This is a genomic window from Azohydromonas aeria, assembly GCF_009760915.1.
In the GTDB taxonomy this organism is placed as follows: Bacteria; Pseudomonadota; Gammaproteobacteria; order Burkholderiales; family Burkholderiaceae_C; genus Azohydromonas; species Azohydromonas aeria.
Map to the genome: position 1 here is coordinate 1 of NZ_VIDQ01000072.1, position 26,957 is coordinate 26,957.

A 26,957-nucleotide genomic window follows, 5' to 3' on the forward strand; every position below is an offset into this window, starting at 1 on the left:
GTGACGGTGCCCCCGCGTCGGTTGTACTTGATGGCGTTGCTCAGGATGTTGAGCAGCACCTGGCGCACGCGGTTGCGGTCGGTACGCGCGTGCACCGGCGGCAAGGACTCGCTGGGCATGAGCAAGCGCACGCCCTGCTCCTGCGCCAGTGGCTCCAGCAGCAGCAGGAGCTCTTGCACCAGCGCGCACAGGTCGACCGCTTCCATTCGCAAGTCAACGCGCCCAGCCTCGATGCGGGAGAGGTCCAGTGCTTCCTCGATCAGCGAGCGCAGCTGAGCCCCGGCCAGGAAGATCATGTCGAGCTGCTTCAGCTCCTTGGGCGTGAGCCGCTGGCGCGCGCTGCCTTGCAGCAGCTGCGAAAAGCCCAGCACCGCGTTGAGCGGCGTGCGCAGCTCGTGGCTCATGTGCGAGATGAACTCGGTCTTGGCACGTGACGCCGCGGCGGCCCGCGCTTCGGCCTCCTTGGCGGCTTGCGCCTGTTCGAGTGTCGTGACATCGCGCAGCACTGCCGTCATGAGCAGCTCATTGCCGCTACCCTGCTTCACGAGCATGGCGTCCAGCGGAAACTCCTCACCGTTGGAGCGCACACCCTTGAAGCGCAAGGCCGCGCCGTGGTGCTGCTGGCGCACTTGACGTTCCTGTGCGAAGCGCTCCACGAGCTGCGGGTGAGCGGCGCGCACGCTAACAGGCACGAAGCGGTCCAGCGTGGCGCCGATTACCTCCTCGGGCTTGACCCTGAACATGTCAGCCGCTGCCCGGTTGAAGACCACGATGCGGTACGAGGCGTCGATGGTGATGATCGCGTCCATCGCGGTATCGATGATCCCGGCGAGCTGCTGTTCACGCTGCGCCAGCGCGCGCTCGGCATCGATGCGCGCTTTCTCCTGCTCATGCGCGTCCAGCGCGAAGCCCAGGTCGGCCGCGACAGCCGAGAGCAGACGTACGGCATCGCCATCGAAGAAGTCCGGCGTGCTGGCATACAGGTTGAGGTTTCCGGCATGTCGGCCGCGCACGAAGAACGGCAGCGAAGCCACCGAGCCGATGCCGTGCTTCAGCAGCAGCGGCCTGACATCGTCGCAGCCTGCGACCGCAGCGAGATCGTTTTCCACGAACGGCTCACTGCTGGCACAGCGCTCATGCCAGTCCTCGCCCAGGCCGGTCTTGTTGTCACCTGCCACGAAGGGAGCCTGCAGCAGTGCATCGTCTGCATGGGTCAGGCCGGCTGCACAGGCGACGGAGTGACCGTCCATGCAGATCCAGGCCACCTTGGCCTGGCCGGTATCGACACAGATGCGGCAGATGTACTCGAAAAGCTGCTGCGGCTGTGGACTGCGTGCCACTGCATGGGCGACTTCGGACAGCATCTGGTTGAGCTGTCCCAATCGAATGGCTTGGCGTTGCGACGCCTCCAGGGCTTGGCTGCGAGCCTGCAGCGCCTGCAGCATGAGGTTGAACTGCGATGCCAGCGCACCAAGCTCCCCGGGCAGCTTCTCATCGATCTGCACCCCCTGGCGACCGCCGGCCAGATGGCCTGCGGCCTGCGCGAGCCTGCGCAGCGAGCGGCTGACGATGCCGGACCAGTAGGCCGCCAGGCCGAGACTGCCACACAGCACGAGCAGCCCCACCACCACCGCTCCCCCGGTTTCACCCTTGAGCGGTGCTCTGAGCGCCGCTGTTGGCGCTCCAACCGTGACGCGCAGTCCGACATGCTGCAAGTCGCGGCTCGCATGGACCCGCTCGACCCCGTCCACCCCGAAGGCCTTGACGATGCCAGTAGCCGAGTCCGTGTGCGCTTGCGCCACGCTCGGCGCACTTCGGCCGACCCAGTCCCGGAGATCAGGATTGCGCGCCATCACATGCCAGTGCCTGTGATAGAGGGCGATCGCGCTTCCCGGGGGAAGTGCTGCCGGCGACAGCCTTTCGGACAACTGCCGCAAGTCCACCAGTACCGAGAATACTTCGGGACCGCGTGCCAGGCCGCTGTCAAGCGCCAGGGCCAGTCGCAGGACATGCTGGCGCGGCTCGTTGCCGTCACGCTCCAATTCCAGAGGCTCGGAAATCCATGGTCCCTGCGCTGAGAGCACCTGCTGGACCCATGCCTGTGACACATGGCTGCCAGCCACACCGGATCTAGAACTGCATGCCAGGTTGCCGTCAGGCGCATGCACCTCGAAGTGCGTCATCAGCCCGCTCTCTTCGTCCAGGCTTTGCAATAGCGAGGAGCACCGCGGCGAGTCCCACTGCTGCGCCGCACGCCGGCGGGCGACGAGTCGCAATTGTCCCTGTACCAGGTCGAGGACATCGTCCATGGTCTTGGCAGCAAGCTCTGCCTGACCGACCAGCGTTCTGAGTGTTTCAGCTTCAGCGCGGCGGTACTCGGCGTACAGCGTGTAGCTGTGCAGCGCCACCAACGGCAGCGCGGTGAGCCCCGCCAGCGTCAGCATGCGTGGCAGGAGGTAGCTGGACTTCCAGATCATGGCAAATACAGGGCGACGAGTCGCTCTTCGCGTGCAAAAGACAGGCGCGGCCACAGAGGGACAGCATTGTCTTGTCCGCAGGCACTGGACCTTAAGGTAGTGGGCACGAGTTGACTGGGTTGCTGCGGGTTCGGCAGCACGTCACGAAGTCCCGGAACGTCCACTTGCTGCGCCAGAAGCGGCCTCGGTCCCCAAGTGTTTCATCGCTACATCACCGTGCAACAACTCGACGAGAGCATGGGCGCTGGGAGGAAAAAGAACAATGGCAGAGAAGGATGAATCGTTGTTGGAGGTGGCACGGCGCCGCGTGACGGAAGCGGAGGCGCGCGTGAAAGATCAGGCGGCCCGGTTAGCGGATGCCATCCGCTGGGGACAGGACGCGGCGCAGGCGAAGGCAGTGCTCGATGTCTTCGAAGGAACGCTTCGTTTCCTTCAAGAAGATTTGGCCCGTTTAGAGGCCGAAGAAGCAACGCGACGCCAGCCGTAGCGCACGGCGTCGCCCAGTCCAAATCGTATGCGCCGGCGATGCGGGCTCGCCGGGCATGTGTAGGTGCGCGCCCTGATCCTGTGCCAGCGGCTCCAACAGCAGCAAATTCCGCCACCAGCGCGCGCAAATCAACTGCTTGATTGCGCGAGACCATGCGCCAAGCCTCAGTGCGGGGGACGTCCGGTGCTTCTTCGAGGAGCGAGCGAAGCTATGGCAATCGCTGGCTTAGCTCGTGCTCCAAGTTTCTGTGGAAGATTTGACCGCATGCTCAATGCCGCGCCAACTGCCCGTCGAGATCTTGCAGGAACTCGTGAATGTCAATGGGTTTAGTCCAATAGTCTTCGAAGCCAGCCATGCGCGCACGCTCGACGATATCGGGCATGGCATTGGCAGATAGCGCAACGCAGCGCAGGGACCGCGTCTTCGGATCCTGCTGTAGCGCCTGTAGCACTTCGAGGCCGCTGATGTCGGGCAGGTTCATGTCGATCAGCACCAGGTCTGGTATCAGCCGCACCGCACGCGCCACGCCGCTTTTGCCGTTCTCAGCTACATGCAGCTCGCATCGGGGGCGATGCGCTGCCAACAGGTGCTGCATCAACAGCGCATTAACGGGGTCGTCCTCGATATAGAGAATGACGGTCTCCTGGGTAGGCGGCATGGCTCTGGCTTTTGCTTCCCGAAAGGATCAGTTACGGCAATGCGGCGGTGGCGGCGGTCGGGCGTCGTACTCGTTGCAGGGGCTCGCGGGCGGTGCGCACCGGCTGTCGCCTCCATGGCGCTGCTGCTGTTGCAGCCACCAAATCATGACGGCTCGGTGCTTCCTGCTCGGCGAGCCGCACGAGTCATGCGGTCAGTGTTTCATAACGAATGGCTAGATACGCCTTGCCCTGCACCACCCGAGGTGTTCCTTTGTCACGGATGCAGGGTGCAAGTTGATTTTTCTCAAGCCGGGATGCCCAGCGAAGTCGTTGAAGTCAGCTGTGGCAGCTACGGTGAAAGTACCTGCTGCGACAGCACCAGGGTTTCGGCGAATTCTCCCGACGCGTGGTGCGTTGGCTGCCCCGCTAGGATCGCTTTTCCACATGACTAGCGGCTACTGTCAGGTGCTTCATGCTCGGCGCGATCGCGGCAGCGCATCTGCTGAGCATTTTGTCTGGCGCCGCCCGCGTGTTCTGACCGTCCAGCGCCGCGGTGACTTCCCCGAATGCAGCTTGAGCTTGCTCCATGAACACCGCCAGCCTACGTCTTTCGCCGCCGCGGGTTCGGGCATTACCTCAGATCCGTATGAGCGGCATTGCCGCCATGGCGGCCAAGCCCGGTAGCTGAGGCCGTCTCTAGCGGCGTCGATATGTCTGGCCAAGATCTCGTGTTCGTCGACATGCTCATCGGCCAGGAAACGGTAGGCCGCCTTGGCGGTAGCCCAGACCTGGCAGACCATCGAAAGGCTATGGACCCGGTCCGTCAGAAAACTGGCCCAACGATGTTTGCAGCCGCCGTCCCAGACGCACCTACGTGAAGGCATGCTCGTCGATTTCCTTGTTGATCCAGCCGGCAGCGCCGCCCTGATCGGTCAAACCTTGTGCGATCTGATGAAAAACCATGGTTGTCTCCAGTGTCCCCGTACTGCAGCGGCTTCTACATGGCGCCAGTTTCAGCTCGCATGCAAATCAATCGTAAGCGGCTGCTGCGCGGCGTGCCGGGTCAAATGACGTAATGCGGCCCGCTATGTCGGTGCCGATGATGGCGCTGGCCGCACTGCTCAAGATACCCTGCAGCTCGGCCGTGCGGCGGCACACCTGCAGCTCCAGCTTGGCGTTGCGCTGCTCGATGCGGGCCTGGGTCTGGCGCTGAGCGCGGATGTCGCGCATCGTCGTGGCCCGCCCTCTACGCCGACACCGTTGCCACTGCGCATGGGCGACACGGAGATCGACAAGTCCACCGCCTGGCCCTCGTGGTCCAGGCGCACGGACTCGAAGGGCGGCATGCCGTCCCTTCAAACAGGCACTTTGTCTTGTAAGCTGGATGTTGAGCAGAAAAGAGCGCCAGCGCATCTGGCACCAGGGCTTTGACCAAGCGCGTTTCATGGGCGCAAAGTGCCCTTACTCAGCCGGTTCCGATCAAGCCGAGGCTTGGGAGAATGGCTGGGCTGAGGGCGTGATGAGGCGCCATGGCGCGCCACACGACAGCGTGCCGCCCGTGATTGGCTGGCGCCGCCTGCTTCAATTGCTGCTCGGACGGTAGTGCTTATGACCTGCCTACAGCCACTCGATAGCCAAGCATCAATGAAGTCCCGGACTTGCGGCCGACTGACGGGCCAGCGTTGAGGGATCCAGTGCCAGCGCAAGTACCCGGCAGATTTCCTCGAGATCTACCGGCTTGACCAGGTGCGCGTCAAAGCCGGCGACTCGGGTCTTCTCGCGATCACTCTCCTGGCCGTAGCCGCTCAAGGCGACGATGGCGACGCCGGCCGTGGCGGGGCCCGCGCGCAGCGCCCGGGCCACGGCGTAGCCGTCCATGCCCGGCAGCCCCAGGTCCAGCAGCAGCACACGGGGTTGCCACTGCCGGGCCATGTCCAACCCTTCTGGACCGCTGCGCGCCACCTTCACCGTATGGCCATCCATCTGCAGCAGCAGCGCCAGCGAGTCGGCGGCGTCAGCGTTGTCGTCCACCACCAAGAGCGTCGTGGGCGCCAGCCGCGGCGGCGTGGCCGGCATGGCCGGAGCGAATTGTGCTTCGGCGCTTCGCAGGCATGGCAGCCGCACCGTGAAGGTCGAACCCTGTCCCGGCCCCGGACTTGCGGCCTTCGCCTCGCCGCCGTGCAGTTGCGCCAGTCGCCGCACCAGCGTCAGTCCCAGGCCCAGCCCACCGCGCGAACGGTCCAGCGTCGTGGCACCTTGGGCGAACAGGTCGAACACGCGGGGCAGCAGCGCTTTGTCCAAGCCCAGGCCGTCGTCCTTTACCTCGATCTCCACCCACCGGTCCAGGACACGGGCGCTCAGGCGCACATGGCCGCCTGCGGGGGTGTACTTCACTGCGTTGGTCAGCAGGTTGCCCGCGATCTGCGTCAGCCGCGCGGGATCGGCTTCGAGCTCGATATCCAGTGGCACGTCGAATACCAACGCCTGCCCCTGCTCACGTGCCAGCGGCTGCGCCGCTTCCAGCGCAGGCAGCAGGGCGTGTGCCAACAGTAGCCGCTCCTTCTTCAGCTCGATGCGGCCCTGCGTGACGCGGGAGACCTCCAGCAGGTCGTCCACCAGGCGAGCCATGTGCGCCGACTGCCGCCGCACCATCTCCACCACCACATGGTGCTGTTCAGGTGCGAGCTCCATGTCCAGCAGCCGCACGGCGTTGGTGATAAGTGCCAGTGGGTTGCGCAACTCGTGCGCCAGCATGGCCAGGAACTCGGTGCGCCGCTCGTTGGTCTCGCGCAACTGCTGCTCGATGGCGCGGCGCTCGGTGATGTCGAAGTTCAGTCCCAGCATGCGCTCGGCTTGCCCGGCCGCGTCCCGGATGACCTTGCCGTGGCCGCAAAGCCAGCGCAGCTGGCCGTCGGCGCGCAGGATGCGGAACTCGGCATCGAACTCCCCACTCTGCGCCAACGCCCGCGCGATCTTGTCGTCCAGCGCGGGCCGATCCTCGGGATGCACCCGGTCGAACACGTCGTCGGCGCGGCCGCGGCCCTGCGGGTCGATGGGCAAACCCACGAGCACATACATCTGGCGGCTCCAAACCGACTCGCCGGTGGCCAGCGTCCAGTCCCACACCCCCATGCCACCGGCCTCCAGCGCCAAGTCCAGCCGCTGCTGCGACGTGGCCAGCTCACGGCCGTGTTCCTGCAGCGCCTGCAGTGCCAAGCGCTCCTGGCTGATATCGAGGAAAGCCGTCATGGCGCCTGCGACGCAGCCTTCAGCGTCCAGCAGGGGCGCCGCGTGCACGCGCAGCCACACCACGCGGCCGTCGCCGCGGCGGTAGCGCATCTCCACTTCGACCTGAGCTTCTCCAGCGAGCACCCGCGCCATCGGGTACTCGTGCGGCGCGAACGGGCGGTCGTCGGCATGCAGGCCGCCGTACTGCGCGTACTCCTGCACCGAGGCCGTGGGCACCATGGGATGGCCGAAGATTTCCTCGGCGCGGCGGTTGCCCGCCACCACCCGTCCACTGGGCGCCTCGGCGAAGATCAGGCCCACGGGCGCGGCGTCGAAGACTGCCTGCAGCTGTGCTTGGCTCTCGCGCAGGCGCTGCTCGGCTTCACGCTGCTGCGTCACGTCCTGCTGCGCCACCACCGCGCCCAGCAGCGTGCCACCGGCGTCGCGCACCGGGGCGGCATTGTTGAGCGTGTAGCGCGGCGCGCTGCCGTCGAAGGGCTGGATGCGCACCAGCTCGTTGCAGATCGCCTCGCCCTTGAGCAGCGCCCTTGCCAGCGTCCATTCCTCGGCACGCACGCGCTGCCCGGTTTCGGGCCACCAAGCCACCCACTCGCCGTAGTCCTGCCAGCGCTGCGAGTCCAGCAGCGCACCGCCCCACAGCGCGCGGTTGGCGGCGTTCATGCGCACCAAGCGACCATCGGGGTCAGCGATGCCCACGCCCACGGGCAGCGACTCCAGCACGGCGGATAGCGTGTTTTCCACGCGCTTGCGTTCTGCGATGTCGATGACGAAGGCCAGCAGCTCTTCCGGCGGCTCGCCGAAGTGCGCCACGGCCAGCATCACGGGCACCCGTGTGCCGTCGCCGCGCAGGTACTCCTTCTCGTACACGGCGGACACACCTTCGCGCTGTGCCTGCTCCACGGCTTGGGCATCGCGCGCCAGGTACTCGGGCAGCGTGATGGCGTCCCAGCGCAATTCACCACGCTCGAACTCTTCGCGGCTGCGGCCCACGATGCGCAGGAACGCGTCATTGACGGCATGCAGCCGCCCTGAGCCGTCTCCCGTGACCATGCCGATGGGGTTGACGTCGAACACCCGCTGCAGCCTGCGCTCGCTGTCTGCCAGGCTGTCGCGGAACCGGACCTGCTCGGTCACGTCCTCGTGGATGAGCATCACCTCCTGAACCCGGCCATCGTCACCGAGCACGGGCTGGAGCCGGCTGCGCACCCAGCAGGCGCGCCCGACGCGCCCCATCTCGGCCGGGTCGTAGAACACGGGCGGGATGCTGACGGTCTCGCCTTCGAAGGCACGCCTGACGTAGGGCAGCACGCCCTTGGCACGCAGTTGCGCATCCTCCAGGATGTTGTATTCGGTCAGGATCCAGTGCAAAAACTCCTGGCTGTCGGGCACCTGCCACAGCGCCAGCCACGCCCGGTTCACGCGCAGCGTGCGTCCGCTCGGGTCCAGCAACTGGATGCTGAAGGGGGCCTGCTCGAACAGGGCCTCAAAGCGGTCTTGGTACATGGCTGTCGAAGTGGTTTCGCACGCGGAGAAGGCAGCAGTCTGGCTCGCGGCCAGGGACTGCGAATTTGATCATCCGCGGCCGCCAAGGTGTTGCCCTGGCCGGGCAAGCTCTGCGATCCCAGCTCCCCACCCATCATGTCCACCAGCCGTTGCACGATGGACAGGCCCAGCCCCAGTTTTCCTCAGCAACGCGTGATTGAGGAATCGGCCTGCGCAAAGGTCTCGAAGACATGCGCGCACGACACTCTCGCGACGGCCAGGACGGCCGCGCTGACGTCCCAGCGTTTCTCCGGGGGATCCGCTCCACCGAAGGTGGCGACGTGGAATGTCCTGTCGGTCAATCCTGGCCTGGCGTGCGCGGCAGGCGCACCGAGAACGTCGTGCCAGCCTCTGCGGCCGACTCCAAGGTCACTTCGCCGGCGTGGGCGTAAGCGATCTGCTGGACGATGAAAAGTCCCAGCCCGATGTTGCCGCTCGGCACGCCCTGGCGCTGCACCCCACGGCGCAGTGGCTCGAACAAGGCCTCTCGCAACTGTGCGGGAATCGGCTCGCCCTGGTTGTGCACGGCCAGCGTCACGCTGTCGTCGTCGCCGGCGATGTTGACCTGCACCGGGGCGTCCGCCGCACCGTAGACAAGTGCATTGGTAACCAGATTCACGAGCAACTGCGAAAGCCGGTCGGCGTCCCAGATGCCGGCCCCATCACCCGATACCTCGAGCACAACCTCGTGGCCCGGGTGGGCGATCCTGAGCTCCTCGACCGTCTCCTGTGCCACCGCATGCAGGTCGATCGAGGTCCTGGAAATCGGGATGCCGGTGCCCAAGCGCGCCTGTGTGAAGTCCAGCAAGTCGTGGATCAGCCGCAATGCCCGCTGGCCACTGGTCTTGATGCGGGCAACGCACTGCTGCAGCTCGGGTGGCAGTTGCGGGGAGCGGCCCAGGATCGCGGCATTGAGCATGATGACGCTCATCGGGTTGCGCAGATCGTGCGACGCGATTCCGACGAACATCTCGGCGAACTGGACCTGCTGGCGCAACAGCTCCTCGCCCCTGCGCGCCGCCTGCTGCGCCTCGTGAAGCTTGAGCGCAGCCAGGATGCCGGTGGTCAGGCGCTGCGGCGTGAGGCTGCCCTTGGCGACGTAGTCCGATGCCCCGGCCTTCATCAGTTCCACGGCCAGGGCCTCATCGCCCTGACCCGTCAGCATGATGACCGGCGTCTCGATCCCAAGCGCACGCAGGCGCTGCAGTACCGCAAGGCCGTCGAGCCGGGGCAGGTGAAAGTCCAGCAGCACGCAGTCGAAGTGCCCGCCCAACAACATCTCGAGGGCCGACAGCGCATCGCCGGCCTCGGCAACGGTGGCCTGCAGCTCGCTGGCGCGCAGCATGCGCTGCACGGCCATGCGGTCGATCTCGTCGTCGTCGACGAGCAGGATGTGCACCGGGGTCATTGCATCGCCCCGGAGAGCACGGGACAGGACGCCTGCATCACGGCATCTCCACCAGGGTCCAGTATTTCTGGAGCGTCACCATGAGGTCCACGAAGGTGGAGAACGTGACTGGCTTGAGCAGGTAGCCCGCCACGTTGAGGTTGTAGGCCTCGACCTTGTCCTGGTCCTCGTTGGAGGTGGTCAGCACCACGACCGAGGTGGCCCGCAGCGCCGGGTCGCTGCGCAGCTCGCGCAGGAACTCGATGCCGTTCATGCGCGGCATGTTGAGGTCCAGCAGCACGAGCAGCCGACCCTGCCCTACTTGGCCATCGCGCAGCATCTGCAGCGCCTGCAACCCGTTCTCCGCGGTGAACAACGGGTTGGTGAGGTTGGCCTTCTTGAAGGCCCGCTTGACGTTCATCACGTCCACCTCGTCGTCATCGACGAGCAGGATGCTGAGCACACGCGGATCGGTCATGTCTTGCCTTTTGGGGGCTGCTTGGGCCAGGTGAAGAAGAAGGTGGCACCGTTGCCTTCGCTGGACTCGACCCAGGCCCGGCCGCCCTGGAACTCCACGGTCTTGCGCACGATGGACAGCCCGATGCCCGTGCCTTCGACCTTGTCGCGTGCCTCCAGGGTCTGGAATATGGCCCAGATGCGGTCGTGATACTGCGGCGCGATGCCCGGGCCGTTGTCGGCCACGCGGAACTCCCAGCACTGGCCGTCGTCGCGGGCGGCGACCTGGACCGTGCCCTTGTCCCGGGCGGCATGCTTGAGGGCGTTGCCGACCAGGTTCAGCAGCACCTGCTGCAAGGCCGTGCGGTCGGCCGTCACCACGGGCAGGGGTGCCACGACGTCGATGGCCACACCCGGTGGCGGCGCCAGCAGCTCCACCACCTCGTGCAGCAGGGCAGCGACGTCCACTTCGACCGGTGCGGCCACCACGCGCCCGGCCCGGCTGTACTGCAGAATGCCGTCGATCAGGGCCTCCATGCGGTGCACCCGCCCTTGCAGCAGCTGCGTGTACTGGGCGATCTGCTCGCCCTGCTCCCCCAGGTCCTCCTGGATCCACTGCGCCAGGTTGGCAATGCCCCGCAGCGGCGCCTTGAGGTCGTGGCTGGTGACGTAGGCGAACTGGTCGAGCTCCTTGTTGCTAAGCGCGAGGGCTTGCAGCAGCGACTCCCGCTCCTGCTCGGCCCGTATGCGTTCGGTCTCGTCACGCACGACCAGCACGGCCCCTGCGCTGGCGCCATCGTGCCGGCGCAGCGGCGTGGCGCTGCCGGTGAGCGAGCGCCAGCTGCCGTCGTTGCGTTGCACGGCCCAGCGCGCCTGCAGCACCGCCTCGCCGGCCAGGGCCCGCGGCAGCGGCGCCTGCTGCGGCGGCACGTGCTGGTGCTCCAGCGAGAAGACGTCCAGGCGGCTGGCGCCCCCGGGCTGCGCCAGCGGCGGCATCGCACCGAGCTGCTGCTGCGCGGCCATGTTGACGATGCGCAGCGCGCCCTGCGCGTCGGCGACGATGATGCCCTCGCCGCTCTGCTCGATCACCAGGTCCAGCAGCGCCCGCTGCTCCTCGGCATGGGCGCGCGCCTCGCGCTCGCTCTGCAGCAGTTGCTGGTTCTCCAGCGCCACGCCGGCCTGGGCGGCGAGGCCTTCGAGCAGCCGCTCGTGCTCGGGCTGGAAGCGTGCCGGCTGCGGATGGCCCATCAGCAGCGCGCCCAGGATGCGCCCCTCGCGCGTGCGCACGCAGGCGGCCAGGTAGCTCACCACCGGCGGGTGACCTGCCGGCATGCCACGGTGCGGCGGATTGCGGCCATAGAGGGGACTGGTGCGCACGTCGTCGAGCCGGACCGTGTGCCCGTCGAAGGTCTGTGCGAACAGCGGCGTGGCCCGCACCGGCGGAAAGCTCCTGAAGGTCTCGATGTCAGAGCCCGAAAGGGTGTAGAGGCCGTAGCGCCCGCCGGCATCGGGCTCGTTGTGGAAGTAGGCACCGAACGCCGCGCCGGTCAGCCGCGTGGCCTCGTCGGTGAGGCGCTGCAGCAGCTTTGACACGTCACGCTCGGAACCCAGCGCCAGCGCGATCTGCGACAGCGACTCGGCCAGCTGGCGCTGCGCCCGTTCGCCCTCCAGCGCGACGGACCGCTCGCGGGCAATCGCCTCAGTGCGCCGCCGCCCCCTGGCCTGGGAGCGGGTGAGCAGGAACAGCAGCAAGGCAACGCTCCCACCCACCAGGGCCGTCACCTGCGGCAGCCAGGCTTCGAGCCGATGTTGCGGCGCTACGGGCACGAACTCCACCGTCCACGGCTGGCCGCCGAACTGGAGCGTGCGCCTCAGCCCGGAACCGGCGCTGTCGGCTGGGGACAGGCCGTCGTGAAGCAGCGAGGCCGGGTCGGGCGTGGCCGCGGCGTACACGCGCGCCTGCACGACGCGGGATGCCGCCGTGAACAGGTCCTGGAAGAAGTCAGGCGCCCGGAACGGGACGTAGACGAAACCCACCAAACGCGCCTGCCGCTCCTGCACCGTGCGAGGCTCGGGCCCGGGACCATAGAGCGGCGCGTACAGCAGGAAGCCGGGCTTCTTCCGTGGCTCGATCTCCTGGCGCAGCGTCACGCGGCCCGTCATGGCCACGCTGCCGCTGTCGCGCGCGCGGGCCATCGCCTGCGCACGCCCGGGCTCGGAAAACATGTCGAACCCCAATGCCGCGCGGTTGCGCTCGTCCAGCGGCTCCAGGTAGACGATGCTGAAGGTCCAGGGCCGCTCTCCGGCAGGCGTGATGCGGAAGTCGGACACGCCTTCGCGGCGCGCCTGCGCCTCGAACTCCGCCGCCCGCCCCGGCAGGACGCGCGGGCTGTACCCGATGCCCTGGATGCTCGGGTAGCCGCGCCTGATGTGCAGGCGGCTGACGTAGTCATGGAACCTGGCGCGGTCCAGCGCCGGACCCTGGGTTTCGACGAACGCCCGCGTGGCGTCGAGCAGCGCCACGTGGGCGTCCAGGCGTGAACGCAGGCGGCCCATGTCGGCCTCGATGACCGCCTCGACCGCAGCGCTGCGCCGCGCTTCGACGGCGCTCTGCGCCATGAACGTGGCCACCAGCGTCAGCACCAGCGCACCGCCCAGCACCGTCCAGGGCCAGGTTGCCGAACGGACCCACTCACGCAAGGCGCTGCGCACGGGAAAGGCGGGAAGCAGGGCGGACATGGGAGCGAACAGGCAGCCGCAGCGGCGGCAGCAGTGGCGATGCCCCGATTCTGAGCGCAGCGCTGGACCCGGGAGCCTGGCAGCCGCCCAGGCAGGCGCATGCCCGAAGCGGAAGCCGAACACAACAAGGCGGCGCCATGCTGCCTTGCCACAACCCTTGCTCCCCGCGGCGCTGGTAGCGCCGGCTGCGGACGGATCACGCCGGCATGCCGCCTGGAGCAGCCAGACGGCTGCCTGCCTACGACGTCACGACTGCCATGTGCGTGTGCCCGGCCTGCACGGCCCCGTGCACCAAAGCCTGATCCCGTCCATTGGCCTTGGCGGCGTACAGCGCCTCGTCGGCACGGCCCAGTGCCGGCTCCAGGCTGGCCTCGCCGGTGCGCCAGGCGCTGATGCCCACGCTGGCCGTCACCCGGATCTCGTGCTCCCGGTGTCTCACGTGCTGCTGAGCCAAGGCCCGGCGCAGACGCTGCGCCGCCAGCAATGCCTGCGATTCGTCGGCGCCAACGAGCAGGGCCACGAACTCCTCGCCGCCGAAGCGGCCGACCAGATCGACGCCGCGCAGCGTAGTCCTCAGGGTCTCGGCCACCGCGGCCAGCACCTTATCGCCGGCGTGATGGCCATAGGTGTCATTGACCCGCTTGAAGTGGTCCACGTCCACCATGAGCGCGGTGAGCTGCTGCGGATAGCGCGAGCAATGCCGGATCTCCTGCTCGGCCAGCACGTTGAACTGCCGCCGGGTGAGCAGCGATGTGAGCGAGTCGATGGTGGCCTGGCGCTTGAGCTCGGCTTCGAGCCTTTGCCGCTCGGTGATGTCCATGATCGTGGCTTGCAGCGCCGCCTCGCCCTCCCAGTCGATGCGCCGCCCCATGAGCTCCAGCCAGAACAGCGTGCCGTCCCTGCGCCGTCCCTGCACCTGCGTGTGGACGGCGTCGATGTCGCCGCGGCCCATGCGCTCCCATTCATGGCGCAGACCCTGCTGGACCTCCTCCGGGATGAGGTGGCGCAGGTCCGGCTCCTGCAGCAGCTCGTCGGCGTCGCCGTAGCCGTACATCCTGGCTGCGACATCGTTGGCAAACAGCAGCTTGAAGTCGTCGTGCACCTTCTTGACGAGGATGCCCTGCAGCGAGCCTTCGATCAGCGTCTGGTAGCGCAGCTCGTTCTCGAACAGGGCGTCCTGCGCAAGACGCTCGTCCGTCACGTCGATCACGACGCCGGTGTAGACGGTTTCCTGGTCCGTGCATCGCACGGGGCGTGCCATGGCACGAACCCAGCGGATCGACCCGTTGCCATGGTGGATGCGGCATTCATGCTGCCACGGCGCCTTGGCAGCAATGGCGCGCTTGACGGAGTGCTGCGTGGTCTCGCGATCCTCGTCATGGACCAGCGCCAGCCAGCTGCCCTGGAAGTGCTCGGGTGCATGCCCGTACAGCTCCTGCACCCGCGGGCTGAGATAGTAGAAACCGCTGGAGCCGTCCGCCCGCACGTACCACTGGTAGAGCATCCCCGGCACGGTGGCCGCGATCTCGCGGATGTGCTGCTCGCTGGCCTGCAGCTCCCGCGTGCGGCTGGCAACGCGGTCCTCAAGCTCGTGATTGATGGCGATTAGCGCGTCCTGAGCATCCTTGAGCGCCTGGATGTCCTGCACGACCGAGATGAAGTGCAGTGGCTCTCCTTGGCCGTCCCTGCGCAGCGAAACCGTCAACTGGGCCCAGACCAGCGAGCCGTCGCCTCGCACGTAGCGCTTTTGCATCGAGTAGGACTGCCGCTGACCGCGCAGCAACTCGTCCACGAGCGCCAGGTCCGCCTGCAGGTCCGCCGCGTGCGTGATGTCCGCAAAGGTCAGGCGGTGCAGTTCGGCGGAGGTCCGGCCCAGCATCTCGCACAGCCGCTGGTTCACCCGCAACCAGCGACCGTCGAGCCCCACGTGGGCGATGCCGACGGCCGCCTGCTCGAAGGTGTTGCGAAACCGGTCCTCGCTTTCCTGCCGCGCGGTCTCGGCGCCGTGACGGGCACTGACGTCATGCACCAGCGACAGCACCGACAGCATCTGCCCCTGGCCATCGAGCAGCGCGGCGTTGTGCCATTCGCAGTGCAGCAGTCCGCCGTCCTTGGTGTGGTTGCGGTTGGCATTGAAGCTGCGGGTACAGCCCCCGGACGCCATCTGTGCCATGAGGCTCGCGACCTCGTCACGGTCCTCCTCGTAGACGAGGCCGAAACTGTCCGGACGGCGGCCGATGACCTCCAGGGCACGCCATCCGAACATCTCTTCGGCTCGACGCGACCACCGCGTGATCCGGCCTTCCCGGTCCCACTCCAGCACGGCCAGGGGCGAGTTGTTGATCAGCAGCGTCAGCCGCTGCAGCGTCTGCTCCAGCCTGGCGGTACGCTCGGCAACCCGGACTTCCAGGACATCGTGGGCCTGCCGGAGCTCGCCCTGGGCCTGGCGCAGGGCCATCTCGGTGAGCTTCAGGTCGGTGACGTTCTCGTGGCTGATCACCACGCAGCCGTCGGAGCCGGTGAGCGGCGTGACACGAACCTTGAACCAGCGCTGCTCGGTTGGCGACGAGCACTCATAGTTGTGCTCGAACCCGTACGCCGAGCCTTCCATGACGGCAGCTATACCGCGGGCCACCGTATGGCCATCGCCTTGCACCTCGTCACTGCGGGCGATGTCGAGATAGTTGCGGCCGACGTAATCTCCGGTGCCGGCATTGGCCTGCGAGAATCGCGCCCACGCCTTGTTGACATCCAGGATGTTGCCCTGGCGGTCCGTGATGGCCACGGTGGCATCCATGGAGTCAAGAATGGCCCGCGTGAAGGCCTTGCCGGCTTCGAGCTGGCGACGTTGGGTCTCGTCGCGGCGGTCGGACTCCAGCTGCTGCGCCGTGCCGGCCACCAGCACGACGATGGCCAGTGTCAGCAGGATGGAGGAGGCCAGCAGCTGCCTGGAGAACTCGGCAGCCAGCGGAGCTGCGCTGACCGCGGCCGTCACCACCAGCGGCAAGGAATTCGACACCCGAAAGGCGATGAACCGCTGCGTGCCGTCGAAGGGCGAGACGCCGACGAAGGAGCCGCTGCTGCGCTGTAGCACATGCTGGGCAAAGAGCGCGTAGCGTCCCATGTCCACGGCGTCGAGGTTGTCCGGCATGGGCTCCCTCACCAGCGTGCGGGCGTCGGTCCTGAACATGCCGATGGAGCCGTCCGGCCCGAGATTCAAGGAGCGGTAGAAGGATCGAAAGTAGCCAAGCTCCAGCGTGGCCACCACCACGCCGGCAAATCGGCCGTCGGCGTCATTGATCCGGCGGCTGTAGGTGAAGGCGTACTTGCCGGTCGCGGCGCGGATGAGCGGACCGAGGTAGACCGTCTCGCCGCGCTGGTGCGCGACGAAGTAGTCGCGATGCGAGAACGTGCCCGGGACGGCAGCCGGGAATTGCGCCGAGTAGCTGACGACCCGGCCCTCGCGGTCGATCACGAGGAGCGCGCTGAGCTGCTGCAGCGACTGCGCCGCGGCAGAGAGCTCCCGCCATTCCTTGAGCGAGTGCGCGAAGCCTTGCATGCCGTCGGAGCCGATGCTCAACGACACCTGGCGCAGGATCAGGTCGACCGGGTCGAGCGAGCGGTGCATGTGCTCCAGCAGGGTCTGCGCAACGCTGTCGGTGCGCTGGCTCACGTCGCGCGCGATGCTGGCGCTGTTGGTGGCCAGGATCAGGCCCCATGCGCCGATCAGCGCCATCGCCATGATGGCGGCCACGCGCAGCAGCGTCGCATGGCGCCTGAAGGTGCCGGCGGGTACGGCGACCATGCACACGGCGCCGATGGCCAGCGCCAGCAGGGTCTGAAGAACCGCCGACTGCGGGTCCAGCGTCACCAGCAGCAGCCGCTGGCCGGCCTGCAGCCACCAGGCGGTGTAGAGGATCAGCACGGCCATCGACAAGGCCGTGCCGGTCACGCTGGCCACCACCGCGCAGCGCACACCGGCGCCGGAAGCCGGGTCAAACCGCAGCGCGGCCAGTGCCATGAGCAGGAACACCAGCGACAGCAGCGATGGGCTGGCCAGCGAGGCGCCCTGGCACGACAGCAGTTCGGTCGAGCAGGCGAGGCTCGCCAGGGACAACATGAGCAGGCAAAGCCCGGCGACACGGCCCACGCGCCGCCGGCGGTGAGCGGGCTGCCCCATGAGGGCGATGGCCAGACCGGCGAGCATGAAGCCCAGCGCGGAACCGGGTTTCATCAAGGGGGCACCGGGCAAGCCAAGCCCCAGCAGTTCCTGCTTGCTGGCCAGCCACAAGGCCAATGCCAGGGCGCCGCAGGCGGACACCAGCAGCGCGCAGCCGCGTGCGCTGCGATCGATCGTTTGACGAAAATGCATCTTCAACCGGAGTGCCCTTTGGCTGCCTTATGCCTGGCAGCGGGCACATCGTCAGCCTCTTGTCAGCTTGGGGATGGCAACAGTTCGGCCCCTGCGGCGGCTGATGAAGGGTTGGCGGCAGGGTGCAGGCCGCACGGCTGGCAGGTCCGTGAACAACTGCCCATGGCGCTTGTCGGTGGGCTCATGAAGCGCGTCGGTGCGCCGATACCGGGCCATCAACCATTCCGGCCTGGTGGACCCGCATCCTGATCGTGAGGACCAGGTACTGGCCGGTTCCCAGGCCGCTACCGCGACTTTCCGTGCTGCCTGCCCCGATTCCCGTCGACGAGTCCGAACGCCTTGCTGCGTTGCGCGAATTGCTGATCCTTGACACGCCACCCGAGGAGCGCTTTGACCGCATCGTCAACTTCGCTGCTGCCGAGTTCGACTGCCCGATTGCACTGATCAGCCTGGTCGATTCCCGGCGACAGTGGTTCAAGGCCCGCGTCGGGCTGGAGGCCTGCGAGACCTCCAGGGACATCTCCTTTTGCGGACACGCCATCGCACAGGACGGCCTGTTCATGGTGGAGGACGCCCGGCAGGACGAGCGCTTTGTCGACAACCCGCTGGTGCTGAATGCTCCCCACATCCGCTTCTACGCGGGCGCGCCCCTGCGCTGCGGCGCAGGCAGCCACATCGGGACGCTGTGCCTGATCGACACGCGACCGCGCCGCCTCGACTCCATCGACCAGTGCATCCTCACAGCGCTCAGGCAGTTGGTGGAGGACGAATTGAAGCGCGCGCTGCAACAGCCATGATGACGCCCCTGCCCAAGATCCTGTTGCTGGAGCCGCAGCTGGTGCTGCGCCGCACGGTAGCCAGCGTCACACGCCAGCTGGGACTGGCCGAGATCCACGAAGCTGCGGACGTCGACGCCGCCTCGGCGCTGCTGCAGGCCCATCGGTATGACGCCGCTCTGGTGGATCTGGACCCGGCAGGAAAGGCCGCCGCATGGATGGGGCGATTGCACGCTGAGCGCATGTCGCTGCCCCTCATCGTCATGCACTCCCAAGCCGACGGCCGCTTGCCAGACGAAGCGAAGCTGCGGGGCGTACAGGCCTGCTTGCGCAAACCCATCAAGGCGCGCGACCTGATCCTGGCCTTGAAGTCTCTCGTGGCAGACCCGGCACTGCGGTGTGCCGACGAAGTTGCGTCCCCGCCCTGAGCCACCGCAGAGCTTGCATTGCCTCTTGTCGTCTGCGCAGCGAAGGAGTTCGGTGCCTGACAAACGCCCACGGTGCCGAAGCTTCGTCATGAGCAACCTGGAGCGCATGGCCCTCTAACCGCAGCGACCTCGCCAATCTCCTGGTGACTTCATGCGTGTCGTGCCCTGGCCAGATGTGATGAATGGCAAGGGCGTGGGCCTCTTATTCTTCAGAAACTTTCTCAGCCGGCGGCATCCAGTGCTTGCGCGCCAGCTCCCACGCCGCCACGGCGCCCAGGGCCTGCAGCAGGTCACGCTGCCGTGTGTCAAGCGTTCTCGGCCGGGTGTCGATCACGCACAGCGTGCCCACGCGCTGGCCATCCGGGCTCTTGAGCGGTACGCCCGCGTAGAAACGCATGTTGAGCTCGCCGATCACCAGCGGGTTGGCGGCAAAGCGCTCGTCCTGCAGCGCGTCCTCCACCACGAACACATCGTCGCCGCAGATGGCATGGCCGCAAAACGACACGTCACGCGGCAGCTCGGTGTGCTCCAGACCCACGCGCGCCTTGAACCACTGCCGTTCGGTGTCCACCAGCGACACCAGCGCGATGGGTACATCAAGCTCCCGGGCGGCATAGTGGACCAGCTCATCCAGACTTGGATCCGCAAGGGTGTCGAGCATGCCCAACCGGCGCAACGCCTCCAGGCGCGCCTGCTCGTTGGGAGGGACGGGAGGCTGCTGCACGACGCACACGCCAGCCCTTGTGGGCCTGACATAGGTAGCGACAGTCATGCGCAGCACCCCTCATTCCTGCCAAGCGGCGCACAGCTTCCAGTGATCCAGGCTTGTCCAGGAAAAATCCCGGTGCGATTTGGCTTGCAAAGGAAGGCTACCTATCTATGGCCTGTGGGGAACCGTATCGTTGACCCCCAACGGCGTGACAAGCCAGAAGCGACAGCAGTTTTACGGTCGGCGCTAACGGCTCCGGGCTTTTCGAGCTGGCTTGCTGCCGCAGTGACTGGCGCCTGTTGAGCCAAGCCCGTTCTTGCGTGGGTGCTCGCTGTGGGCCCCACAGCATCCTGATCAGGCCACGAGAAACGGCAGCTTGACGCTGAAGGTGCTGCCCCGGCTGGGCTGGCTGTCCACACCGATCGTCCCGTCCATCATGTCCACCAGGCGTTGCACGATGGACAGGCCCAGCCCCGAGCCGCCGAAGCGCCGCGTGATCGTGCTGTCGGCTTGAGCGAAAGGCTCGAAGATGCGCTGCTGCTGCTCGGCCGTGATGCCGATGCCGGTATCGATGACGTCCAGGCGCAGCAGCACCATGTGCGCGTCTCGCGCCAGCGCGACGACGCGCAGCGTCACGCTGCCGCTGCTGGTGAACTTCACGGCGTTGGACAGCAGGTTGAGCAGCACCTGGCGCAGCCGCAGCGTGTCGCCTACAAGGCGCTGCGGCACGTCGGGCGCCACGTCGGCCACCAATGCGATGCCCTTGGCGTCCGCCTGGGGTTTGAGCAGCGACAGCACGGCGCCGAGCAGCGGCAGCGGCTCGAAGGGCGCGGCCTCCAGGTGCATCTCGCCCGCCTCGATGCGAGAGAGGTCCAGCACGTCGCTCACCAGCGCCAGCAACTGCTCGCCGGCGTCATGGATGTGGCCGACAAAGCGCCCCACGTCCTCGGGCAGCCGGCGCTGGCGCAGCAGCTGGGACAGCCCGATGACGGCATTGAGCGGCGTGCGCAGCTCGTGGCTCATGTGCGTCAGGAACGCGCTCTTGGCACGGCTGGCCGCCTCGGCCTGGATGCTGCGCTGGCGCAGCTGCTCTTCCAGCGCGCGGCGCTCGCCCAGGTCGGTGAGCACGCCCAGTAAGCCGACGACCTGGCCGCGGCCGTCGCGCAGCGCGCTGATGGTCAGCAGCCCGGGAAACCGGGTGCCGTCGGCGCGCACGAGCGTCCACTCGGTGCGGACCTTGCCCGGCTGCGCCGGCTCTCGCCGCATCGCCTCCCGGAGCTGGGGCGGCAGTGCCTGCGCGTTGTCGCGCACCTCCTGCGGCAGCTCCGCGGCATGCTCCAGCAGCTCCGCCGCGTCAAAGAAGGCCAGCGCCGAGTGCCCCAGGGCCTGCACCTCGCGCAGCCGCAGCATGCGCTCGGCGGCAGGATTGAAGCTCGTGACCTGCGCGGCGAGGTCGGTGGCGATGATGGCGCTGGCCGCGCTGGAGAGGATGGCCTGCTCGCGCTCGATGGTTTCCTGCAGCTGCGCGGTGCGTTCGCGCACCTGCTCCTCCAGCGTGGCGTTGAGCCCGGCCAGGCGCGCCTCGGCTGCCTTGCGTTCGGTGACGTCGCGGGCGATGCCCAGCATCCCCACGATCTGCCCGTCGGGAGCGCGCACCGGCGCCTTGATGCTGGAGAAGACGCGGGGCTGGCCGTGGCTGGCGTCCAGCAGCGTCTCCTCGATCCGCACGGTGCGGCCTTCGCCCATGATGAGCCGGTCTTGGGCTTCCACCTTCTCGGCGAACTCGGCGGGCAGCAGGTCGCGGTCTCGCAAGCCCGCCAACTCCTGGCGCGGGCGGCCCAGCACCGCCGCAGCCGCCGAATTCACCACCACCCAGCGGCCGGCAGTGTCCTTGGTCCAGATCGGGTCCGGGGCGCTCTCGATGAGCTGCTCCAGCAGTGCGGCGGTATGCCGGGCCTGCGACTCGCTCTGGCGCAGCTGCTGCTGTGCGGCCTGCTGCACGCGCATGTCGCGCAGGATCGTCGCCGCCCCGCCCACGCCGCCCGCGCTGGCGGAAAGCACCGGGGACACCGACAGCAGCACCGGCACCGCGGCACCGTGCTTGTCCAGCCGCACGGTGTCGAACGGGGGCACCTCCTCGCCCCGCTGCACGCGGGCGAGCACTGCTTGCGTTTGCGCACGATGCGCCGGGGGCACGGCAAGCTCCACGAAGTTGCGCCCGACGGCCTCCGCAGCCGTCCAGCCCAGCAGCCGCTCGGCCGCCGGGTTCCAGCTCAGGATGTCACCCTGCGGCGTGTGCAGCACGATGGCGTCGTGGGCCGTGTCCACCACCGCGGCCATCTGCGCGCGCTGCAACTGGATGGTGTGTTCGCGCTGGCTGGCGCGCAGTCGCGCACCCAGCAGCAGCGCCGTCAACAGCGAGGACAGCGCCACGGCCGACGCCACCGTGGCCGGTCGGCGCAGGTTCAGCCGCTGCTCGAAGGCGGGCAGCGCCTGCACCAGCAGCTGCCAGTGCCGGCCGTAGAGATCCAGGACAACGCCCTGCACGCGAGCCGTGTCGCCGGCAAGCCAGGCTGGCTCGGTGTAGAGAGGCTGCGGCGTGCCGGGCTCGGTGACGTCCGCCAGCGCCACCGCATAGGCCTCGTCCTCGTCGTCGAGGTCGCGCATCAGCTCCGGCATGGACAGCGAGGCCGTGACGACCCCGAAGGCCTGGGCATCACGCTGCGCGGGCTCGGGCGGTGCAACGCTTCGGTACGCCGCCAGGTACAGCAGCACGAACTGGTGCGGGTCGTTCGGCGTCTGTACCAGCCTGACCGGGGCGGTCAGCCGGGGCTGCGCGCTGCGGATGGCCTGCCCGATGGTTTCCCGGCGCCGGGCTTCGGAGGCAATGTCGTGCCCCACGGCCGCAGCGTTGCCCTCGAAGGGCTCGATGCACTGGACGACGAAGCGGTCCCCCGCGTGCGGCTGGTTCTGCCGGATGCGGATGTCGGCAAACCCTTCCTGTCGCATCCGCGCCAGGAAGTCATCCTCCGCGGCAGGCGGCACCCGGCGCGCAAAGGCAAAGGCGACGACGCCTGGATACTGGCGCCGCACGTCCTGCGAGCGGGCGAAGCGCTGGAACTGCTCGCGCGACAGGGATTCCACGTCGTTGCCGGCCACGATCACGGCGCCATGGGCGCCGCGCAGGCCGAACTCGTAGAGGCGCATGCGCCGGATCATGCGCTCCTGCGCACGCAGCGCCAGCGCCTGCAACTGCTCGGCGGCCACTGCCTGGTTGGAACGATCCTGCCACCAGGCGCCAAGGGCGGCTGCCAGGCAGCCCGTGAGCACGACAGCCGCCGGCCACAGCAGTACCGAGCGGTTGTGCAAGCCGGTGATATTCATGTAGCCAGCGTGGTTCTCCCGTCATGCCGGATCACTTGGCACGACTTCACGGTGTGGGAAACGTCTGCCTTGAGTCCCCGAAGCAGCAAGTCGGCGGTCCGCACATCGAGCCAGCCGCGGAGGCCCGAGAAGGCCGAGCCACCCGACGCTTCCAGGGCGGGCAAGCACCGCACCTGCTGCGGCATGACCGCCGCGGGCTCGCCTGCATCGGCCTTGTTGCGTCAGCGCATGTAGGGCCTGGCAGGCCGATCGGTTCAGGGAGTCACGACCCCGGCTGCTGTTGCAGCGCTCGCCATCGGGGCCATCAGACCGTTGCGCCCGCTTGAGGCGACCGGGCTGCTGCAGGATCGCCCGATGGCTGGTGCTGACTGGGCTGGGCGCCGTTGCTGCCACGCTCGGTGAAAGCATCGGCGCATCGCCCAAAGGGACGGACTGGGCCCGGACGCGGACCCTGCACCGCCCGTCGTCAGGTGCCTACGCGCTCCCAGCCGCGGCGCACAGCAGCCTTCATGCGCTCCCAGGTGCCGCCGGGATGACGGCTTTCCCAATCCGCGCGGGCCTCGCTCTCGAAGTCGTCCCAATCGCGGCCCGCGTAGCGCGGATCGTCGCGCAGCGCGTGGCCGTACCGGTAGCACCGATGGCAACCCGGTTACACGCAGACCGTCGCTAGCTGATAACTGCCATTATCAATAAGCTGAAAAGAGCACGGCAAGGTGGCGGGGCCCTGAACGCCAGAAGGCAAAGGGCTTGTCCGACAAGGGCTTGGAAGCAGGCAAGCGCCCACGGTGGTTCATCACGCAAGCCGACTGATAGCAGTGCTATCATCGTGCGCCAAGGAGGTGGACATGGCTCAGTTCCTGGTTCGAGACGTCGAAGAGGCAGTTGCCGCGGAACTCAAGCGCCGCGCTGCCGAGCACGGTCGCAGCACGGAGGCCGAGCACCGCGAGATCCTGCGCGAGGCGCTGCTCAAGGGCCGCAAGCCTGCCAAGCGATCGTTCACGCAGGTGCTGGCATCTATGCCCTACTTCCCCGAAGACGACGACCTCTTCGACCTGCGCTGAAGGACAGGTGTTCGCGTGTACCTGCTCGATACCAACGTCGTGAGCGAGTTGCGCAAGCGCACCAATGCCAACTGGGGCGTGCGGCGCTTCTTCGAGGCCGCCGATCCCGACGCGCTGTTCCTGCCGGCCCAGGTCATCGGCGAAATTCGCGCCGGCATTGCCAAGTTGCGCCGACGCAGCGCGGCCGACGACCTGAAGCGGGCCATGATCTACGATGCCTGGCTCACCGAGGACCTGCTGCGCAACTACGGCGAGCGGATCATCGAGTTCGACGCCGACTGCGCAATGGTCTGGGGCGAACTGCTTTCCGGTGAAAAGAAGGACCCGCACACCATCGACAAGCAGATCGCCGCCATGGCGCTCATCCGCGACATGACGGTGGTGACCCGGGACCGGGGTGCATCGTTTTGCACGATTCCCGGGCTGAAGCTGCTCAACCCATTTGCCGATCCGCCGTCTGGCCTTGTCCTTGCGGGTAAGGATCCGCTGCAGTAACCAGCGGGTTGTGCCGTCCATACCGCACGCCTGCTGCGGCGCTTCGTCGGCGACACTAACCCCTCGGTCCGCCGGCGCCTGGGCGGTATGGGGCACTTCAATCGGCACCCCTCTTGCCCAAGCTGGACATAAGGCCGGATGGCAATCGCGATTACTTGAGGCGACCAATAATGTCGGCCACCACGACATGGCGGATTGCGTTCATCAGCCGGCGCTGGCTGGCCAGGAACGGCAACGCCGGCCCCGAGGCCAGGGCCGCGCAGCTGCGCTCGAACTCGTCGGCGAGATCGGCAAGACCCGCGGGCACGGCACGCACAAGCCGCTCCACCTCCCGGCGGCAGATGGCTGGCGGGAGTTCCATCGCCTCGCCGGCATCAAGCAAGGCCTGCCGCGTGACCGCGCCGAACGTACGGGCGCCGGGCAGCTGGATCGGCATATCCGTCTGCGGCCACCGTGCGGCCTCGTCGGCCATGGCGCGCGTGTCGTAGACGCCGGTGCACAGGAGGTCATAGGCAGGCGCCAGCTCGACGCCTTCTGGGCTCACCAGGAACGACAGGTTCTTCAGGTGGTTGTCGCCGTTGGCGATGAGCACGTTGAAGACGAGCCACCGGTAGAGCGCAATGCGGGCAGCCGCCCGGTTGCGGCAGCAGCGGGCCAGTGCGGCCAGGTTGGCCAGCGTTGCCTCCTGGTACTTGAAGGCACGCGAGCGGTTGAGCAGCTGGCACGCATCGACGGCGTGCAAGCGCCGGGTGTGCCCGTCCGCGTCCGTCCTGCGGTCAAAGCGCTCGACGATGTAGACCGGCTCGGGCGTGTAGCGCAGGTGTACCCGCGGCACGGCCAGACCGGCCTTGGCCGCCAGGCGCATCATCAGGTACTCGTTGGCCACCGTGGCCGGGTACTCGGGCAGCCGGTTGTCGGGCTTGAGGATGTGCGTGGAGGCCTGGCCGCCCACAGGCTCGCACAGCTCGCCGTCCCGGAGCACCACAAGGAGCTTGTGCTGGGCGCCGGCAGCCGACATGCGCTTGGGCGCGCCGTGGCTCAACGGCACGCGTGGCAGCAGCCTGATGCGCCGGCACAGCTCCTCGTCGGGCAGCGGCCGCAGTCCGGTGCCTTCCGCGACGGCCGCGCCCGGACGCTGCAGCACCAGGGAGCCCGCGGACTCTGCACCCAGGTACTCCAGCAGCGCGAACGCGTCGGCTTGGTCGACACGCGCCTCCTGGCTCAGCAGCAGCCGAGCGCCCTCCTCGGGCAGGAGGTTGTCGAAGTACCACTGCACGGGCCGATTCGTACCGCCGTCCACATGGCTCAAGCCCGAGCGCGGCAGTCCAGGCGCCAAGTCGAATCCCTGCGGATCACGAGCCCAGTCCGGGTCGTAGTCGAAGCGCCAGACGTCGTCGTTCTCGTGCAGCGAGCCGACAAGGCGCCGGCCGTCGAGCAGCACTTCCAGGGTCCGCGGCATGCGCTTTAGTCCCGTGCATCACCTGCCGCTGCAGGGCGGGCGCGTCGCTGGTACGGCTTGATGCCACCCCTGGCCTGCAGTCGCTGCAGCTCCTGCACCGCGGACTCCGGCAGGTCGAGCTGCAGGTGTGCGCCAACTTCCGCCAGCAGCTTGAACACCAGCCCCATCTGCAGGGTCGGCTTGCCATGCTCGGCATCCGTCACGAACTGCTTGCTCACGCCCGCCAGGGCCGCCAGGTCGTCCAGCCGGACGTGGGCCGCGCGCCTGGCCGCTCTCAGTGCCAGTCCGAACGCCGCCATGTCGTCGATGAGAACTTTCATGAAAATTCCTGTGGAGTCAGGAATTTTTGCACAGCACGTCTGCTATTGAGCAAGAGTGCCTGAGATCGTAGGAATTCAGTCTAAGAATCCTGCCCTTGAAGGCTTCAGTTCCTGAGAGCGCAGGAACGTGGTTCTATCGACGCCAACTTCACTTTCACGGCAGCCTCAACAGCTCCTTCGCCTTCGGCAGCTTCCTCTGCCCGGTGAATGAGGCGCCGATGGCCAACCTGATCCAGGCGGGCGCAGCTGTGCCGGTGCAATGACCTGAGCCATGAGGCACCCACAGGCACCTGCGCTCATGTCTGGAAGACCGACAGGCAGGGGAGTGGCCAATGCCGAGCCGGCGCGTAACAGGCCGCCGCAAAAGCGCGCCCTCACCGCCGGAAGAGCGCACTTCCTGACCGCCGTTCTCAGTAAGCGAACGCCGAGGCCAGCTGGCAGTCGTTCGGGTGCGCGCCGAGGTTCTCCGAGAGCGTCAGCCGCCCCGCCGGCACGAAGCGCGGCGAATCGGGCTCCGGGATGAAGGCGAAGATGAAGAGATCCTGCTGGCGAGCTGCCATCAGAAGTCCAACTCGTCGAGCTTGGAGCGGGTCAAGGGTCGCACGCGCCTGGTGGCCTCCCTGGCCGCCAGGGCCTGCAGCGAGGGGTCGTTTTCCTGGAGCAGCGACAGCAAGGTCACGCCCGGCGCAACGGCGTCGAGGTAGCGCAGGATCTGGGCCGTGGTCCGGCTCAAGTTCCCCTTCTCGACCAGGATCGCCGTCGAGCGCGCGATGCCTGCGCGGGCCGCTGCGTCGGACTGCTGCAGGTTGCGCGCCACGCGCAGCCGCGCCAGCTTCTCGCCCAAGCTCTTGGCCTCAGCCACGCGCTGGGGGCTCATCAACGGGATTTCGTTGCGCTTCATGTCTGCAATCATGGACTTTAAGTGTTTTAAGCCTGTGATTGCGGACACGTCCTGCGAAGCGATACTGCTTCGGCCAC

At 67.4% G+C, this 26,957-nt stretch carries 20 protein-coding genes; 6 read left to right on the top strand and 14 right to left on the bottom strand.

Annotated elements, in window-relative coordinates; genetic code table 11:
* Window positions 1-2,477, bottom strand: a 2,477-nt coding sequence (locus FJ694_RS28570) for a histidine kinase dimerization/phospho-acceptor domain-containing protein (RefSeq protein ID WP_157270941.1), incomplete at its 3' end; no start/stop codon positions are given.
* Window positions 2,478-2,739: 262 nt separating this feature from the next.
* Between FJ694_RS28570 and FJ694_RS28575 the strand changes: the two genes are divergently transcribed.
* Entirely contained in the window at window positions 2,740-2,964 is a 225-nt protein-coding gene (locus tag FJ694_RS28575; protein WP_157270942.1) for a hypothetical protein, read from the top strand.
* 268 nt (window positions 2,965-3,232) lie between these two features.
* On the opposite strand, the gene FJ694_RS28580 is transcribed toward FJ694_RS28575, so the two are convergent.
* From FJ694_RS28580 to FJ694_RS28610, 7 genes are all read right to left on the bottom strand, one after another.
* Window positions 3,233-3,622 (bottom strand): response regulator, encoded by a 390-nt coding sequence (locus tag FJ694_RS28580; protein ID WP_157270943.1) that lies wholly within the window; start codon window positions 3,620-3,622, stop codon window positions 3,233-3,235.
* 1,009 nt (window positions 3,623-4,631) lie between these two features.
* Window positions 4,632-4,832 carry a hypothetical protein gene (locus tag FJ694_RS28585; protein WP_157270944.1) on the bottom strand — a complete coding sequence of 67 codons (201 nt, stop codon included), beginning with the start codon at window positions 4,830-4,832 and terminating at the stop codon, window positions 4,632-4,634.
* A gap of 411 nt (window positions 4,833-5,243) precedes the next feature.
* A complete protein-coding gene (locus FJ694_RS28590) occupies window positions 5,244-8,354 on the bottom strand; it encodes a PAS domain S-box protein (protein ID WP_157270945.1) in 3,111 nt (1,036 codons plus the stop codon).
* A gap of 337 nt (window positions 8,355-8,691) precedes the next feature.
* Window positions 8,692-9,792: a hybrid sensor histidine kinase/response regulator gene (locus FJ694_RS28595; protein ID WP_198321046.1), complete on the bottom strand. Its 1,101-nt coding sequence runs from the start codon at window positions 9,790-9,792 to the stop codon at window positions 8,692-8,694.
* 46 nt (window positions 9,793-9,838) lie between these two features.
* Window positions 9,839-10,258 carry a response regulator gene (locus FJ694_RS28600; protein ID WP_157270947.1) on the bottom strand — a complete coding sequence of 140 codons (420 nt, stop codon included), beginning with the start codon at window positions 10,256-10,258 and terminating at the stop codon, window positions 9,839-9,841.
* Window positions 10,255-12,975, bottom strand: coding sequence for a CHASE domain-containing protein (locus FJ694_RS28605; RefSeq protein ID WP_157270948.1), 2,721 nt, complete (start codon window positions 12,973-12,975; stop codon window positions 10,255-10,257). Before FJ694_RS28605 ends, FJ694_RS28600 begins: the two co-directional genes overlap by 4 nt.
* Before the next feature lie 238 nt (window positions 12,976-13,213).
* A complete protein-coding gene (locus FJ694_RS28610; protein WP_198321047.1) occupies window positions 13,214-17,209 on the bottom strand; it encodes a PAS domain S-box protein in 3,996 nt (1,331 codons plus the stop codon).
* A gap of 437 nt (window positions 17,210-17,646) precedes the next feature.
* On the opposite strand from FJ694_RS28610, the gene FJ694_RS28615 reads away from it, so the two are divergent.
* The gene (locus FJ694_RS28615; RefSeq protein ID WP_157270950.1) at window positions 17,647-18,144 is read left to right on the top strand and encodes a GAF domain-containing protein; all 498 of its coding nucleotides are present in this window, start codon (window positions 17,647-17,649) and stop codon (window positions 18,142-18,144) included.
* Window positions 18,141-18,551 carry a response regulator gene (locus FJ694_RS28620; RefSeq protein WP_157270951.1) on the top strand — a complete coding sequence of 137 codons (411 nt, stop codon included), beginning with the start codon at window positions 18,141-18,143 and terminating at the stop codon, window positions 18,549-18,551. The genes FJ694_RS28615 and FJ694_RS28620 overlap by 4 nt, the downstream gene beginning before the upstream one ends.
* A 202-nt stretch (window positions 18,552-18,753) precedes the next feature.
* Here the strand turns inward: FJ694_RS28620 and FJ694_RS28625 are convergent, their stop codons facing one another.
* Both FJ694_RS28625 and FJ694_RS28630 read right to left on the bottom strand, forming a co-directional pair.
* On the bottom strand, window positions 18,754-19,275 hold the full coding sequence (locus tag FJ694_RS28625) for a GAF domain-containing protein (protein WP_157270952.1): 522 nt from the start codon (window positions 19,273-19,275) through the stop codon (window positions 18,754-18,756).
* A gap of 339 nt (window positions 19,276-19,614) precedes the next feature.
* Entirely contained in the window at window positions 19,615-22,644 is a 3,030-nt protein-coding gene (locus FJ694_RS28630; protein WP_157270953.1) for a PAS domain S-box protein, read from the bottom strand.
* An 845-nt stretch (window positions 22,645-23,489) separates the two neighbouring features.
* On the opposite strand from FJ694_RS28630, the gene FJ694_RS28635 reads away from it, so the two are divergent.
* Window positions 23,490-23,705 (top strand): FitA-like ribbon-helix-helix domain-containing protein, encoded by a 216-nt coding sequence (locus FJ694_RS28635; protein WP_157270741.1) that lies wholly within the window; start codon window positions 23,490-23,492, stop codon window positions 23,703-23,705.
* Window positions 23,706-23,720: 15 nt separating this feature from the next.
* Window positions 23,721-24,200, top strand: coding sequence for a type II toxin-antitoxin system VapC family toxin (locus tag FJ694_RS28640; RefSeq protein ID WP_157270954.1), 480 nt, complete (start codon window positions 23,721-23,723; stop codon window positions 24,198-24,200).
* A 151-nt stretch (window positions 24,201-24,351) separates the two neighbouring features.
* On the opposite strand, the gene FJ694_RS28645 is transcribed toward FJ694_RS28640, so the two are convergent.
* Both FJ694_RS28645 and FJ694_RS28650 read right to left on the bottom strand, forming a co-directional pair.
* Window positions 24,352-25,659, bottom strand: coding sequence for a HipA domain-containing protein (locus tag FJ694_RS28645; protein ID WP_157270955.1), 1,308 nt, complete (start codon window positions 25,657-25,659; stop codon window positions 24,352-24,354).
* A 5-nt stretch (window positions 25,660-25,664) separates the two neighbouring features.
* A complete protein-coding gene (locus FJ694_RS28650) occupies window positions 25,665-25,979 on the bottom strand; it encodes a helix-turn-helix domain-containing protein (protein WP_157270956.1) in 315 nt (104 codons plus the stop codon).
* 95 nt (window positions 25,980-26,074) lie between these two features.
* Between FJ694_RS28650 and FJ694_RS28655 the strand changes: the two genes are divergently transcribed.
* Entirely contained in the window at window positions 26,075-26,242 is a 168-nt protein-coding gene (locus FJ694_RS28655; protein WP_157270957.1) for a hypothetical protein, read from the top strand.
* Between the two features lie 147 nt (window positions 26,243-26,389).
* On the opposite strand, the gene FJ694_RS28660 is transcribed toward FJ694_RS28655, so the two are convergent.
* Complete coding sequence (locus FJ694_RS28660; protein ID WP_157270958.1) at window positions 26,390-26,539, bottom strand: hypothetical protein; 150 nt, start codon at window positions 26,537-26,539, stop codon at window positions 26,390-26,392.
* Entirely contained in the window at window positions 26,539-26,880 is a 342-nt protein-coding gene (locus FJ694_RS28665; protein WP_232540267.1) for a helix-turn-helix domain-containing protein, read from the bottom strand. The genes FJ694_RS28660 and FJ694_RS28665 overlap by 1 nt, the downstream gene beginning before the upstream one ends.
* Window positions 26,881-26,957 lie beyond the last annotated feature (77 nt).